General features: G+C 71.7%; 12 protein-coding genes. 6 read left to right on the forward strand and 6 right to left on the reverse strand.

Annotated elements, in window-relative coordinates:
• Nucleotides 1-6: 6 nt before the first annotated feature.
• Nucleotides 7-210: a hypothetical protein gene (locus tag ASF37_RS12955; RefSeq protein ID WP_055965552.1), complete on the forward strand. Its 204-nt coding sequence runs from the start codon at nucleotides 7-9 to the stop codon at nucleotides 208-210.
• Nucleotides 207-479, forward strand: coding sequence for a hypothetical protein (locus ASF37_RS12960; RefSeq protein ID WP_055965554.1), 273 nt, complete (start codon nucleotides 207-209; stop codon nucleotides 477-479). The genes ASF37_RS12955 and ASF37_RS12960 overlap by 4 nt, the downstream gene beginning before the upstream one ends.
• A 27-nt stretch (nucleotides 480-506) precedes the next feature.
• Here ASF37_RS12960 and panB read toward each other — a convergent pair whose 3' ends face one another.
• Complete coding sequence (panB, locus tag ASF37_RS12965) at nucleotides 507-1,442, reverse strand: 3-methyl-2-oxobutanoate hydroxymethyltransferase (protein WP_082481976.1); 936 nt, start codon at nucleotides 1,440-1,442, stop codon at nucleotides 507-509.
• 97 nt (nucleotides 1,443-1,539) lie between these two features.
• The gene (locus tag ASF37_RS12970) at nucleotides 1,540-3,318 is read right to left on the reverse strand and encodes an NAD+ synthase (protein ID WP_056555465.1); all 1,779 of its coding nucleotides are present in this window, start codon (nucleotides 3,316-3,318) and stop codon (nucleotides 1,540-1,542) included.
• A 37-nt stretch (nucleotides 3,319-3,355) separates the two neighbouring features.
• On the opposite strand from ASF37_RS12970, the gene ASF37_RS12975 reads away from it, so the two are divergent.
• The 4 genes from ASF37_RS12975 (at nucleotide 3,356) to ASF37_RS12990 (ending at nucleotide 9,934) form a co-directional block, all read left to right on the forward strand.
• Entirely contained in the window at nucleotides 3,356-3,766 is a 411-nt protein-coding gene (locus tag ASF37_RS12975) for a YchJ family protein (RefSeq protein ID WP_056581074.1), read from the forward strand.
• Nucleotides 3,767-3,820: 54 nt separating this feature from the next.
• Nucleotides 3,821-5,158: a glutamine synthetase family protein gene (locus ASF37_RS12980; RefSeq protein WP_055965561.1), complete on the forward strand. Its 1,338-nt coding sequence runs from the start codon at nucleotides 3,821-3,823 to the stop codon at nucleotides 5,156-5,158.
• 640 nt (nucleotides 5,159-5,798) lie between these two features.
• A complete protein-coding gene (locus ASF37_RS12985; protein WP_056581076.1) occupies nucleotides 5,799-8,729 on the forward strand; it encodes a bifunctional [glutamine synthetase] adenylyltransferase/[glutamine synthetase]-adenylyl-L-tyrosine phosphorylase in 2,931 nt (976 codons plus the stop codon).
• Nucleotides 8,726-9,934 (forward strand): DUF3152 domain-containing protein, encoded by a 1,209-nt coding sequence (locus ASF37_RS12990; RefSeq protein ID WP_056581079.1) that lies wholly within the window; start codon nucleotides 8,726-8,728, stop codon nucleotides 9,932-9,934. The genes ASF37_RS12985 and ASF37_RS12990 overlap by 4 nt, the downstream gene beginning before the upstream one ends.
• A 6-nt stretch (nucleotides 9,935-9,940) precedes the next feature.
• Here the strand turns inward: ASF37_RS12990 and ASF37_RS12995 are convergent, their stop codons facing one another.
• From ASF37_RS12995 to ASF37_RS13010, 4 genes are all read right to left on the reverse strand, one after another.
• Nucleotides 9,941-10,219, reverse strand: coding sequence for a WhiB family transcriptional regulator (locus ASF37_RS12995; RefSeq protein ID WP_055965567.1), 279 nt, complete (start codon nucleotides 10,217-10,219; stop codon nucleotides 9,941-9,943).
• 93 nt (nucleotides 10,220-10,312) lie between these two features.
• A complete protein-coding gene (locus tag ASF37_RS13000; RefSeq protein ID WP_055965569.1) occupies nucleotides 10,313-11,545 on the reverse strand; it encodes a cyclopropane-fatty-acyl-phospholipid synthase family protein in 1,233 nt (410 codons plus the stop codon).
• The gene (locus tag ASF37_RS13005; RefSeq protein ID WP_235497663.1) at nucleotides 11,542-12,360 is read right to left on the reverse strand and encodes a DUF1365 domain-containing protein; all 819 of its coding nucleotides are present in this window, start codon (nucleotides 12,358-12,360) and stop codon (nucleotides 11,542-11,544) included. The genes ASF37_RS13000 and ASF37_RS13005 overlap by 4 nt, the downstream gene beginning before the upstream one ends.
• A complete protein-coding gene (locus ASF37_RS13010) occupies nucleotides 12,357-13,658 on the reverse strand; it encodes an NAD(P)/FAD-dependent oxidoreductase (protein WP_056581082.1) in 1,302 nt (433 codons plus the stop codon). Before ASF37_RS13010 ends, ASF37_RS13005 begins: the two co-directional genes overlap by 4 nt.
• Between the last annotated feature and the right edge of the window lies 1 nt (nucleotide 13,659).

The following is a 13,659-nucleotide window of genomic DNA, read 5'->3' on the forward strand; positions in this document are numbered from 1 at the left end:
GGGTCCATGAGCGCCGAGGCCCCCGCATTCTTCTTCTGTCTCAAGCACCACACCGTCGAGGGTGAGGACGGCTGCAAGGCCGCCGACCGCCTGGGCCCCTACCCGACCGAGGCCGACGCTGCGCGTGCCCTCGACAAGGTCCAGGAGCGCAACGAGTCGTGGGACAACGACCCCGACTGGAACGACGACAAGCCCTCCGCCGACGCGTGAGCCGCACGAACCTGCAGCTCGACCGCTCGGGTCCGTGGATCGGCGTCACCGGGCTGGTGGTGATGCTGTGGCTGGTGATCTCCACCGTGCTCTACGCGCCGTGGTGGGGCGTGCTGCTGCACCTCGTCGTGCTGGCGTGCTTCGTGCCGGTGCTGCGTCGCACGATCGCGACCCAGCCGGCCCGCGCCACCTGGGTGCCGCTCTACGCCCTGGCGGCCTGGTTCGCCGTCAACGCCGTCGGCGTCTCGCTGTTCGACTGGCGCACCTGAGCCGGGCCACGTCGGCCGGGCTCGCGGTCAGGAGTCGAAGGTGTGCTCCGGCCCGGGGAACGTGCCGCCCGCGACGTCGGCTGCGAACTCCTGGGCGGCGCCCAGGATCACCGAGTGCAGGTCGGCGTAGCGCTTCACGAAGCGCGGCGCCTTGCCCGTGCGCAGGCCCAGCATGTCCTGCCAGACGAGCACCTGGGCATCGCAGTCGGCTCCGGCCCCGATGCCGATCGTGGGGATGTGCAGCGTGCGGGTGATCTCGGCCGCGATGGGGGCGGGCACCATCTCCATGACGACGGACGAGGCACCGGCCTCCTGCACGGCGAGGGCGTCCTCCATCAGCTTCGCCGAGGCGTCGCCACGGCCCTGCACCCGGTAGCCACCGAGCGCGTGCTCGGACTGAGGGGTGAAGCCGATGTGCGCCATGACGGGGATCGCGCCCTTCGTGAGCAGCTCGATCTGCGGAGCCATCTCGGCCCCGCCCTCGAGCTTCACCACGTGGGCCTGGCCCTCCTTCATGAACCGCACCGCCGTGTCGTACGCCTGCTCAGGCGAGCGCTGGTAGGACCCGAACGGCAGGTCGGCGACCACGAGGGCACGCCGGGCGGTGCGGGTGACGGCCTTCACGAGCGGGAGCAGCTCGTCGACCGTGACCGGCAGGGAGGACTCGTACCCGAACACGTTGTTGGCCGCGGAGTCGCCGATGAACAGCACCGGGATGCCGGCCTCGTCGAACGTGGCGGCGGTGTACTGGTCGTAGGTCGTGAGCATGACCCACTTGTGGCCCTGCTCCTTCCACTGCTGCAGGTGGTGCGTCCGCACGCGGCGGATCGCGGGGTCGGTCGTCGGGCCGGCTGCCACGGGTGTGGCGGGGCTCGAGCCGGGGGAGTCGGGCGCGGAGGTGCTCGCGCTGCCGTAGGGGGCAGTCTCCTCGGCCGACGTCGGGGCAGGGGTGTGCTCGGTCATGGTGGGTCCCTCTCTTCTCGCAGCCCCTCGGTGGGGGTCCACGGACAGGTCCCATCCTGCCGCATCGACGCCGGATGTCGCGTCGATGTGCGGGAGGTCACGAGTCGAGCGACTCGCGCCACGCGTTGGTCATGGGCACGCGGCGGTCGCGGCCGAAGTTGCGGCGGCTGACCTTGGGTCCGGGCGGGTACTGGCGACGCTTGTACTCGGCCTTGTCCACGAGGGTGACCACCCGCTCCACGAGCGCGGCGTCGAAGCCCTCGGCGATCACGGCCGCCGAGCCGAGGTCGCGCTCCACGTAGGCGTCGAGCACGGCGTCGAGCAGCTCGTAGGGCGGCAGCGAGTCCGAGTCCAGCTGACCGGGACGCAGCTCGGCCGACGGCGGCTTGCTGATGGTGCTCTCGGGGATCGGAGGCTGCTCACCACGCTCCTCGGCCCACGCGTTGCGCCACCGGGCGACCTCCCACACCAAGGTCTTGGGGAGGTCCTTGATGGGGGCGTACGCGCCCACCGCGTCGCCGTAGATCGTGGAGTAGCCGGTGGCCAGCTCGGACTTGTTGCCGCACGCGAGGACGAGGTGCCCGTGCTGGTTCGACAGGCCCATCCAGACGACGGCGCGGATCCTCGCCTGCAGGTTCTCCTCGGCGATGCCGTCGAGCCGGGTCGTCGTCCGGCCCAACGTCGACTGGAACGCGTCGAAGATGGGCCCGATCGGCACGGTGTCGAGCTGCAGGCCGGTGCGGCGCGCGAGCTCGGCGGCGTCGGTGCGGCTGTGCTCGGAGGACCAGTCACTCGGGTTCGAGACGCCGAAGACGTTCTCGGCGCCCAGTGCGTCGACCGCGATCGCACCGACGAGGGTGGAGTCGATGCCGCCGGACAGGCCGAGCAGCACCGACGAGGCGCCGTTCTTGCGCACGTAGTCGCGCAGGCCCAGCACGATCGCCCAGTACCGCTCGCCGAGGTCGTCCCACCTCTCGGCGACCACCGGCACCGCCGGCTCGTAGGCCGGCAGGGGATCGGAGGAGATCACGGTGCGCTCGACCCGCAGGCCGTGGAAGCGCGTGCCGGGGTCCGGCATGGGCGCGGTGGCGGCGGGCAGGTCGAGGTCGACGACGAGCAGCTCCGGCTCGAACTGGGCGGCGCGTGCCACCAGCTCGCCCGCGGCGTCGACGACGAGCGAGTCGCCGTCGAAGACCAGCTCGTCCTGCCCGCCGACGAGGTTCACGTACGCGAGCGCGCAGCTGCCCTCGCGGGCCCGACGGGCGCACAGGTCGAGCCGCACGTCGTCCTTCGCCGCCTCGTACGGAGAGCCGTTGAGCACCACGAGGAGTCCCGCCTCGGCGGCGTCGGCGGCCGCGGAGGGTCCGTCCTGCCAGATGTCCTCGCAGATCGCGATCGCGACGTCGACCCCGTGCACCTGCACGACCTGGGTCTCGTCACCGGGCACGAAGTGACGGAACTCGTCGAAGACGCCGTAGTTGGGGAGGTGGTGCTTGTCGTAGCGCGTCACGACCCGACCACCGGTCAGCACCGACGCGGAGTTCGTGGGCGCGTTCTTGGGCACCCCCAGCCGGTCGGTGTCGACGTGGTCCTTCGCGGTGTCGAGGTGCCCGACGACGACGACGAGGTCGCCGAGGCCCTCCTCGACGAGGCGCGCGGCGAGGGCGGGCACGCGGTCGCGCGTGCCCTCGATGAACGACAGCCGGTAGGCCATGTCCTCGACCGGGTAGCCGTTGAGGACCATCTCGGGCATCACGAGCAGGTGGGCCCCGGCCCTGGACGCGTCGTGCGCGGCCGCGACGACGAGCTCGACGTTGCCGTCGAGGTCCCCGACGCGGGGGTTGACCTGGGCGAGGGCGAGACGCAGCTGGGGCACACGACCAGCCTAGGGCTCGACCGACCATGATGGCGCCATGGCCAGGACCTGTCCGTGCGGCACCGGCGACGCCTACGCGACGTGCTGCGGGCCGTTCCTCGCCGGTGGTGCGGCACCGACGGCCGAGCGGCTGATGCGGTCGCGCTACACCGCCTGCGTGCTCGGCGACGGCGGCTACCTGCTGCGCACGTGGCACCCCACGACCCGGCCGGCGCGCATCGACCACGACCCGGCTCTCGTGTGGACCGGGCTGGAGGTGCTTCGCACCGAGGCTGGTGGGCCCGACGACTCCTTCGGTGTCGTCGAGTTCCGCGCGGCGTGGGGCGGGACCGATCGTGAGGCCGGGCTCGGCGTGCTCCACGAGGTCAGCCGCTTCGTGCGCGGCGACGAGGGGTGGCAGTACGTCCGCGGACGGATGGTCGAGGGCACGTCGTCACCCGCCCCGTGAGGCGCGTCAGCCACGTAACATCGCCGTAACACGACCCGTGCGAGACTCAGCCCCATGGGTAAGCAGGAAGACTTCGTCCTCCGGGCGCTCGAGGAGCGCGACGTCCGCTTCGTGCGGCTCTGGTTCACCGACGTCCTCGGGTCGCTCAAGTCCGTCGCGATCGCTCCCGCCGAGCTCGAGGGTGCGTTCGCCGAGGGCATCGGCTTCGACGGGTCGGCCATCCAGGGCTTCGCCCGGGTGCACGAGGCCGACATGCTCCTCAAGCCCGATCCGTCGACGTTCCAGATCCTGCCGTGGCGGGGCGAGGCCCCCGCGACCGCGCGCATGTTCTGCGACATCGCGATGCCCGACGGCAGTGCGTCGTTCGCCGACCCCCGGCACGTGCTCAAGCGCACCTTGCACAAGGCGTCCGAGGCGGGCTTCACCTTCTACACGCACCCCGAGATCGAGTTCTACGTCTTCCGAGGCAAGCCCGACGTCGGCGGCAGGCCCGTGCCGGTCGACGACTCCGGGTACTTCGACCACACCGCCCAGGGCGGGGGACAGGACTTCCGTCGCGAGGTCATCACGATGCTCGAGAACATGGGCATCAGCGTCGAGTTCAGCCACCACGAGGGCGGACCAGGCCAGCAGGAGATCGACCTGCGCTACGCCGACGCCCTCTCCACGGCCGACAACGTCATGACCTTCCGCACCGTCGTGCGCGAGGTGGCCCTCAGCCAGGGCAAGTGGGCCTCCTTCATGCCCAAGCCCTTCACGGACCACCCGGGCTCGGCGATGCACACGCACCTCTCGCTGTTCGAGGGTGACGAGAACGCCTTCTACGAGGCCGGCGCCGAGTACCAGCTCAGTGCCACGGGCCGCTCCTTCATCGCCGGGGTCCTGGAGCACACCCCCGAGATCACCGCCGTCACGAACCAGTGGGTCAACTCCTACAAGCGTCTGGCCAGCGGCTACGAGGCGCCCAACTACCTGAGCTGGGGCCACAACAACCGCTCCGCCCTCGTGCGGGTGCCGATGTACAAGCCGCACAAGAGCGGGTCCGCCCGTGTCGAGCACCGCGGCATCGACGCCGGCTGCAACCCCTACCTGACCTACGCCCTGGTGCTCGCCGCCGGGCTCAAGGGCATCGAGAACGGCTCGAGCCTGCCGCCCGAGACCGAGGACAACGTGTGGTCGCTGACCGACCGTGAGCGCAAGGCGATGGGCCTCACGCCCATGCCGCGCAACCTGGACGAGGCGATCCGCGAGATGGAGAACAGCGAGCTCGCGGCCGAGACCCTGGGCGAGCACGTCTTCGACTTCTTCCTGCGCAACAAGCGCCAGGAGTGGGAGGCCTACCGGTCCCAGGTGACCCAGTTCGAGATCGACCGGCTGCTGCCCGTGCTCTGAGGTCGGCGCGTCGGGCTGGCTGGAGACGCGACCGCTTGCGGGGGCTTCGGCTCGCTGCTGCGCTGCCTCGGCTCGCGCCGGGGTCGGCTTCCAAGAGGCCTCGACCGGGCGGCTGGCGCAGGACGCGGTCCGGGTTCTCGGGCTGTGGCGGGTGCTGGGGGTTGGGGGTTGGACGCACGATTCTCCTTCTGCGCGTCGGGGGTGGTCAGGGCTTCTCCCTTCTCGTGGACCGTTCCACGCGAAGGGACAATCACTGACGACCGCAGGCGCCGAGCGGTGTGGATTCCACCGTCTGGGCGCTCGTGCGGTGGAGGATCCACCGCGGGCACGCGCGAAGGGAGAATCCTGCGCCGATCACGCGCAAAGGAAGAATCGTGGGTCCACCCCCGGCACCAGATGAGTCCCGCGCCCCCGGACCGGCGCCCGCCCCAGGTCCCCGGTCGAGGCCTTTCGGAGACCGCCTCCCGCGAAGGCCGAGACAGCGCACCGGTGAGTCGTGACCGCGGGCAGTGCGCCAGTGAGTCGTGACGACCGCAGGTAGCGCAGGGGCAGGGCCACGTCGACCGCAAGCGGCAGCAGGTCCACGACCACCGCTAGGCAGCGCAGCCGCGGGTCGCGTCACGTGCCGTAGCCTGCAGCCGTGTCCACCGAGTCCCCGGAGCTGGCCCTCGCCCGACGCGGCTTCCTCGACGGCGCTGCGGCGGCTGCGCACCTGGCCCGCCTCGAGGGCATCGACGACGCCCTGGTCGAGCAGGTGGCGGCCGTGGCCAGTCCCGACACGGCGCTCTCCTCCCTCGTCGCGATCGCCGAGGCGTGGGGCACCGACCGGCTGCTGACGACCCTGCGGGCCGACGACGAGCTGCGCCAGCGCCTGCTCATCGTGCTGGGCACGAGCGAGGCGCTCGGCGACTTCCTGGCCCGCCACCCCGAGCACGTCGAGGACCTGGGCGCCGACCGCCTGTCGCCCGTGCCCCTCGACCTCGCGACGATGCGTGAGCAGCTGGGCGAGGTGGCCGACGCCGACGAGCTGCGGGTCGCGTACCGACGCAAGCTGCTGCACGTCGCCGCCCGCGACCTGACCGCGCTCACCGGCTTCGAGGAGTCCGCCGGGGAGCTGGCGGACCTCGCGGTGGCCACGCTGGGCGCAGCGCTGGACCTGGCGCGCCGGCAGGAGCCCGAATCCGACAGCGTGCGGCTCGCCGTGATCGCCATGGGCAAGACCGGCGGTCGCGAGCTCAACTACGTGAGCGACGTCGACGTGATCTTCGTGCACGAGCCCGCGGAGGGTGCGGACGAGCAGACCGCCTCCCGCGTGGCCGCACGGCTCGCGTCGACGATGATGCGCCTCTGCTCGGACCACACGCGCGAGGGCACCATCTGGGAGGTCGACGCCAACCTCCGGCCCGAGGGCAACCAGGGCCCGCTGAGCAGGACCTTGCGCAGCCACGTGGCCTACTACGACCGCTGGGCCTCCACGTGGGAGTTCCAGGCCCTGCTCAAGGCGCGGTTCGCGGCCGGCGACGTCGAGGTCGGACAGGCCTACCTGGACGCGCTGTCGCCGAAGGTGTGGGAGGCGAGCACGCGCGAGAACTTCGTGCGCGAGGTCCGTGCCATGCGCACCCGCGTGATCGAGAACATCCCGTCCCAGCAGCGCGAGCGCCAGCTCAAGCTGGGCGCGGGCGGCCTGCGCGACGTCGAGTTCGCGGTCCAGCTGCTCCAGCTCGTGCACGGGCGGGGCGACGAGTCGCTGCGCAGCCCCACCACGCTGGAGGCGCTGCGCGAGCTGACCGAGGGCGGCTACGTGGGCCGGCGCGACGGTGCCGCCATGGAGGACGCCTACGAGTTCCTGCGCACCCTGGAGCACCGCATCCAGCTCTACCGGCTGCGCCGCAACCACGTCGTGCCCGACGACCTCGAGGACCTGCGCCGCCTCGGCCGGTCCATGGGCTACCGCCAGAACCCGGCCGAGGGCCTGGAGAAGGACTGGAACGCCCACAAGCGCCTCGTGCGGCGCCTGCACGAGAAGCTCTTCTACCAACCGCTGCTGGAGGCGGTCACGTCGTTGCCGGACGAAGGGCTGCGGCTCACGCCGGAGGCCGCCCAGGCACGGCTCATGGCTCTGGGCTTCGTGGACCCCAAGGGTGCGCTCGGCCACATCCAGGCGCTCACGTCGGGGGTCTCGCGGCGGGCCGCCATCCAGCGGTCGCTGCTCCCGGCGATGTTGCAGTGGTTCGCCGAGTCGCCGTCCCCCGACGCCGGCCTGCTCACGTTCCGGCGGATCAGCGAGTCGCTCGGCGAGTCCCACTGGTACCTGCGCAAGCTGCGCGACGAGGGTGAGGGCGCCGAGCAGCTCGCCGCGGTCGTCGGCTCCAGCCGCTACGTGTCCGACCTCATCCAGCGAGCTCCGGACTCGGTCGCCCTGCTCGGCGACGACGACGAGCTCGTGCCGCGCGACGGCGAGCGTCTGCGCGGCGAGATGCAGCTGGCCGCCCGTCGGCACACGACGCCGGAGCAGGCCATCAAGGCCGTGCGGCGGGTCCGTCGTCGCGAGCTCTCCCGCGTCGGGATCGCCGACGTGCTCGGCCGGCTCGACGTCGACGAGGTCGGCGTGGCGCTCTCCGACATCGCCGAGGCCACCCTCGCGGCCGCGCTCGCGGCCTGCATCGACGCCGTGACCCGGCAGCGCGAGGAGGCCGGCAAGGACCCGTTCCCCACGCGCATGGCCATCGTGCTGATGGGCCGGCTCGGAGGGCGGGAGTCCGGCTACGGCTCGGACGCCGACGTCATGTTCGTGCACGAGCCCCGACCCGGTGCCGACGACGGCGAGGCGGCGGCTGCGGCGACCGCGGTCGCGACCACGCTGCGCAAGGTCCTCTCGACCCCGGGGGACGACCCGCCGCTGGAGGTCGACGCCGACCTCAGGCCCGACGGTCGCAACGGACCGCTGGTGCGCTCTTTCGCCGCCTACGTCTCCTACTACGAGAAGTACTCGGCCGTGTGGGAGGCGCAGGCGTTGCTGCGTGCGCGGGCGAGCATCGGCGACCCGGAGCTCTGCGAGCGGTTCACCGAGCTCGTCAACCCGCTGCGGTGGCCGGAGCAGGGCATGTCCGAGGCCGAGGTCCGCGAGATCCGCCGGATCAAGGCGCGGGTCGAGTCGGAGCGGCTGCCCCGGGGCGCGAACCCCAAGACCCACCTGAAGCTCGGACGCGGCGGCATCGCCGACGTCGAGTGGACGGTGCAGCTGCTGCAGCTGCAGCACGCCCACGCCGTCCCGGGCCTGCGCACGACGTCGACGCTCGGCGCCCTGTCGGCGGCCGCCGAGGCGGACCTGGTGACGGCCGAGGACGCCGAGGTGCTGAGCCGCGCCTGGCAGCTGGTGAGCCGGCTGCGCAACGCCGTCGTCCTCATGCGTGCCAAGCCCGCCGAGTCCATGGTGGAGCAGTCCGACGAAAGGGCAGGCGTGGCGCACCTGCTGGGATACGGTCAGCAGCACAGCGAACGCATGATCGACGACTACCTGCGTGCCACCCGGCACGCACGGCAGGTCGTCGAACGGATCTTCTGGGAGTGACCACGGTGCTGGGGACGGACGGGGGGCCGGGAACCGACGCGGTCACGACCCATGATCGGGCGACGTCGCGCCGAGGTGCGGTCCGCTCCGTGGTGGCCACGCTGCTGCTCGCCCTCGTGGCCACGGTCCTCGGCGCCACGTCGGGGCCTGCGCTGGCCGACGAGGTCCCGGAGCAGCCGGCGGCGACCGCGGTGGTGCCGGTCGAGCCGCCCGTGGTGACGGGCACGTCGCGCTACGGCTCGACCCTCACCGCCTCACCGGGCACGTGGAGCCCCACCGACGCCTCCGTCGCGTACCAGTGGCTGCGCGACGGTGCCCCGATCGGCGGGGCGACCGCCGCCACCTACCGCCTGGGTGCTGCCGACCACGCCCGCGCGGTCTCGGTGCGGGTCACCGCCTCGAGCCCGGAGCTCGACGACGCCGTCACGGCCACGGCACCGACCACGGTCGGTCCGGCCCTGCTGGTCTCGCGCGCCCGGCCCGTCGTCTCGGGCACCCGCCGCTACGGCAAGACCCTGACCGCCTCGGCGGGACGGTGGAGCACCGGGGGAGTCACGCTGCGCTACCGCTGGTACCGCGACCGCAAGCCGGTCGCCGGTGCCACCCGGCGCACGTACACGATCAAGCCCGGCGACGTCGGCCACCGGCTGGCGGTGCGGGTGACCGCCTCCAAGCGCTACCACCAGACGCGCTGGGCGGCCTCGCTCTCGACGGGCCTGGTCAAGCACCGGCGCGACGTGCGACGCACGATCACCTACTCGGTGCGGCGCAACGGCTCGAAGGCGAGCCTGTCCACGTTCCGCACCCAGGCCGCTCAGACGTTGGCCGACGCACGCGGCTGGCGCGGTGGAGGCATCCGGTTCAAGGAGGTCTCGAAGGGCGGGTCGTTCACCCTCGTCCTCGCGAAGGCCTCCCGCGTGCCGTCGTACTCCTCGGGCTGCAGCTCCACGTACAGCTGCCGGGTCGGGCGCAACGTCATCATCAACGAGACGCGCTGGAACAAGGGCACGTCGGTGTGGTCGAAGGCCCGGCGCTCGATCCGCGACTACCGGCACATGGTGGTGAACCACGAGGTCGGACACTTCCTCGGCAAGGGTCACGCGCGCTGCCCGGGCAAGGGCAAGGCGGCCCCGGTCATGCAGCAGCAGTCGAAGGGCCTGCAGGGATGCAAGGCCAACCCCTGGCCGAAGACGGGCGAGCTCTGACCCGGCTCAGCCTGCCGCGCGCAGCAGGTGCTCGCGCTCGGTCTGGTTGAGCCCGCCCCACACGCCGAACGGCTCGCGCACCGAGAGCGCGTGGTCGAGGCACTGCTGGACCACGGGACACGTCGCGCACAGCGCCTTCGCCGCGGCCTCGCGCCGACGTCGGCGCGGCCCGCGCTCCGTCTCCGGCGGGAAGAACGTCTCCGTGTCCACGCCACGGCACGCTCCCGCGTGCTGCCACTCGTACGATTCCTGGATCGGATCCGGAAGTCGGCTGGTGCTCGCCACGATGCCCTCCTGACGCTACGCGGGATGTTTCCCTCATCAGGAGTTCGCCGCCGCCGACCCGGAGGATGGGTGGGTCGAGTGTGACGAAGAAGGTCAGGCGGTGCGCTCCATGCGCAGTTGGAAGACGTCGAGGTACCCGGCGGCGAAGCCCGCCTCGCAGTACGCGAGGTAGAAGTCCCACAGACGCCGGAAGGTCTCGTCGAAGCCGAACGTCGCGATGTCGGCCCAGTTGCGGTCGAAGTCGTCGCGCCAGCGGCGCAGCGTGCGGGCGTAGTCCTGGCCGAGGGATCGGCGCTCGGTGACCTCGAGCCCGCGGGTGTGGTTCGCGAGCGAGAGGTCGATCGCCTCGGGGGAGGGGATGAGACCGCCGGGGAAGATGTACTTCTGGATCCACCCGTAGGAGTTGCGCGTCGTCAGGTACCGGTGGTGCGCCATCGTGATGGCCTGGATCGAGACCTTGCCGCCGGGGGCGAGCACCTCGTCGATCTTGGCGAAGTACGTGGGCCAGTACTCCTCGCCCACGGCCTCGATCATCTCGCAGCTGACCACGGCGTCGAACTCGCCCGTGACGTCGCGGTAGTCCTGCAGGCGCAGGTCGATGCGGTCGGACACCCCTGCCGCCTCGAAGTGCTCGCGGGCCAGGGCAGCCTGCTCGCTGGAGATCGTGATCGTCGTGACCTGTGCGCCGCGCTGCGCAGCGCGGATGGCCAGCGAGCCCCAGCCGCTGCCGATCTCGAGCACCCGCGTGCCCTCGCCGACGCCGGCCTGGTCGAGGATGCCGTCGAGCTTGCGCTGCTGAGCGCGCTCGAGCGACTCGTCGGGGCTCTCGAACCACGCGGCCGAGTACGTCATCGACGGGTCGAGGAAGCGCTGGAACAGGTCGTTGGAGAGGTCGTAGTGGCGCTCGATGTTGGAGCGAGAGCCTTCCTTGGTGTTCCGCTCGTGCTGGGGCAGCTGGCGATCGACGAGCGCGCGCAGCTTCTGCAGTGCCGGCGGCACGATCGTGGTGAGGCGCTCGGCGAACGGCGTGAGCAGGTCGGCCAGGTCGGTGTCGGGGCCCTCGGTCCAGTCGCCGGCCATGTAGGCCTCGCCGAAGCCGATCTTGGTGTCGTGGCCGAGCCGGCTGAAGAAGGCCGCGGGTCGGCGGATCTGCATCTCGGGTGCGGCTGCGCCGCCGGCGCCCCAGGCGGTGCCGTCGGGGAACGTCAGACGGACGGGGAGCGTGTTGATGGCGGGCCGCACCACAGCCTTGGCCACACGTGCCTTGAAGGGGGTGCGCGGTGTCTGCGCGACGCCGGGCCAGCGGGTGGCAAGGGTGTCGGTCATCGGGTCGTGCCTTTCTGGGGTTCGTGAGCCGGTCGCGGGACGACCGGGAGTCGGCGCAGCCAGAGCCACACACCATGGATTCGGATCAGCAGGCTCACCCGATGGGTCATGAACGGCATGGAGACGAGCAGGCGCGCGAGCCGGCCCGCGGTGACGGGTCGGGGCTCGCCGCGGAACGTGGCGCTGAAGACGGCCTCGCCGGGCGTCGTGGCGGGTGAGCCGTCGTCGGAGGGCGACTGGCGCAGGATGACGGTGCTGGCCACGGCCTCGGCCTGCAGGCGGAACTGCAGGTCGTAGCGGCCGGCGACCGTGAAGAAGGGGGAGACGTAGAACGCCTTGTCGGTGCTCGTGCGGCCTTGCGGGTCGGGCCTCAGGAAGTAGGCGTGCCGCTCGCCGTAGGTGTTGTGCACCTCGGCCACGATGGCCTCCGTGCGGTCGCCGTCGAGCACCCAGAAGACCGTCAGCGGGTCGAAGACGTGCCCGAGCGTGCGTGCGTTGGCCAGCATGAGGATGCGTCGGCCGGTCGCGTCGAGGCCCTGCTCGCGGCAGAACGTCTCGACGTTCTCGCGCAGCGTGCGATCGGGGTCGCCGATGTGGTCGGCCGCCCGGAAGGTGGAGAAGGGTCGCAGCCAGCGAGGCAGACGCGGCAGGTCGTCGACGTCGACCAGCCACTGGTACATGCGGTACCTGAACCGGTGCCGGACGGGCACGCGCCGGGTGTGCGAGACCGCGCCCACGACGAGTGCGGGGACGGCGGGCAGGCCCGCCGAGCCGGCACCGGTGCTCGAGGAGGTGTCTTCGAGGGGGGTGGTCACCAGCTCGCCCCGAGCGATCGCGCCGCCTCGACGCCGGAGCGGCAGCCGTCCTCGTGGAAGCCCCAGCCGTGGTACGCGCCGGCGAAGGCCGTGCGCCCGCCGGACAGCGACGGGAGGTCCTGCTGCGCCGCGACCGACGTCGGCGTGTACACGGGGTGGGTGTACTGCATGGTGGCCAGCACCGACGTGGGGTCGATGCGGCTCGTGGAGTTGAGGCTCACGAGGTACGGCTTGCTGCTCTCGATGCCCTGCAGCCGGTTCATCCAGTACGTGACCGCCGTGCTGTCGCCGCGTCCGCTGCACGTGTCCATCCGGTAGTTCCACGCGGCGCGGGCGTCGGCGGCGCGCGGGAGGACGCTCGGGTCCTGGTGCAGGACGGTCTCGTTGTTGGAGTACGTGAACGCCCCGAGAACGCGACGCTCCTCGTCGGTGGGGTCGGTCAGCAGGGCCAGCGCGTCGTCGGCGTGCGTGGCGATGACGACGGAGTCGACCTGGTGCTCGGTGCCGGACGCGTCGAGCACGACGACGCCGTCGGGCTTGCGCGAGATCGCACGCACGGGGGTGGAGGCGCGGACGTCGCCGATGGCGGCCGTCACGCGCTGCACGTAGGAGCCCGACCCGCCCTGGACCGTGAACCACTGCGGCGAGCCGGAGATGGACAGGAAGCCGTGGTGGCGCAGGAAGGCGAAGAGGTAGCGCGCCGGGTACTGCAGCGCCGTCTCCTGGCCGGACGACCAGACGCACGACACGACCGGGATGGCGTAGTGGGCCACGAAGTGCTGCGAGAACCCGTGCGCGGTCAGGAAGTCGCCGTACGTCTGGGGCTCTGATGCGTCGGGCTCGGAGTCCAGCAGGGCCAGTGCCGCGCGCTGGAACCGCTTCACGCCGGCCAGCATCGCGAGGTAGGTGGGGTCGAACGCGCGCCGACGCTGGGCGAACAGCCCGGGCAGCTTGCGGCCACCCGCGTACTCCAGGCCACAGCCCTCGCACCGGATGCTCATGGACATTTCGGTGGGGTGCACGTCGACGTCGAGCTCGGCGAACAGGCGACGCAGCAACGGGTAGGTGCGGTCGTTGTGCACGATGAAGCCGCTGTCGACGTGGTGCGTGGTGCCGTCGGCCTCGAGCGCGTGGGTGTGGGCGTGGCCACCGAAGCGGTCGTCGGCCTCGAAGAGCGTCACGTCGTGGGTGCTGCGCAGCACGTAGGCGGCGGTGAGGCCGGAGACGCCGGAACCGACGACGGCGACGCGGGGGAGACGCTCGGAGGTGGGGGAGCCGGACGTCGGGGAGCTGGTCATG

It is taken from the genome of Aeromicrobium sp. Leaf289, from assembly GCF_001423335.1.
Classification (GTDB): Bacteria; Actinomycetota; Actinomycetes; order Propionibacteriales; family Nocardioidaceae; genus Aeromicrobium.

What these genes read in the sequence shown, in the direction of transcription:
- ASF37_RS12955 (WP_055965552.1), top strand. Translation starts at nt 7, where the DNA reads ATGAGCGCCGAGGCCCCCGCATTCTTCTTCTGTCTCAAGCACCACACC.
- panB (WP_082481976.1), bottom strand. Translation starts at nt 1,442, where the DNA reads ATGACCGAGCACACCCCTGCCCCGACGTCGGCCGAGGAGACTGCCCCC.
- ASF37_RS12975 (WP_056581074.1), top strand. Translation starts at nt 3,356, where the DNA reads ATGGCCAGGACCTGTCCGTGCGGCACCGGCGACGCCTACGCGACGTGC.
- ASF37_RS12980 (WP_055965561.1), top strand. Translation starts at nt 3,821, where the DNA reads ATGGGTAAGCAGGAAGACTTCGTCCTCCGGGCGCTCGAGGAGCGCGAC.
- ASF37_RS13000 (WP_055965569.1), bottom strand. Translation starts at nt 11,545, where the DNA reads ATGACCGACACCCTTGCCACCCGCTGGCCCGGCGTCGCGCAGACACCG.
- ASF37_RS13010 (WP_056581082.1), bottom strand. Translation starts at nt 13,658, where the DNA reads ATGACCAGCTCCCCGACGTCCGGCTCCCCCACCTCCGAGCGTCTCCCC.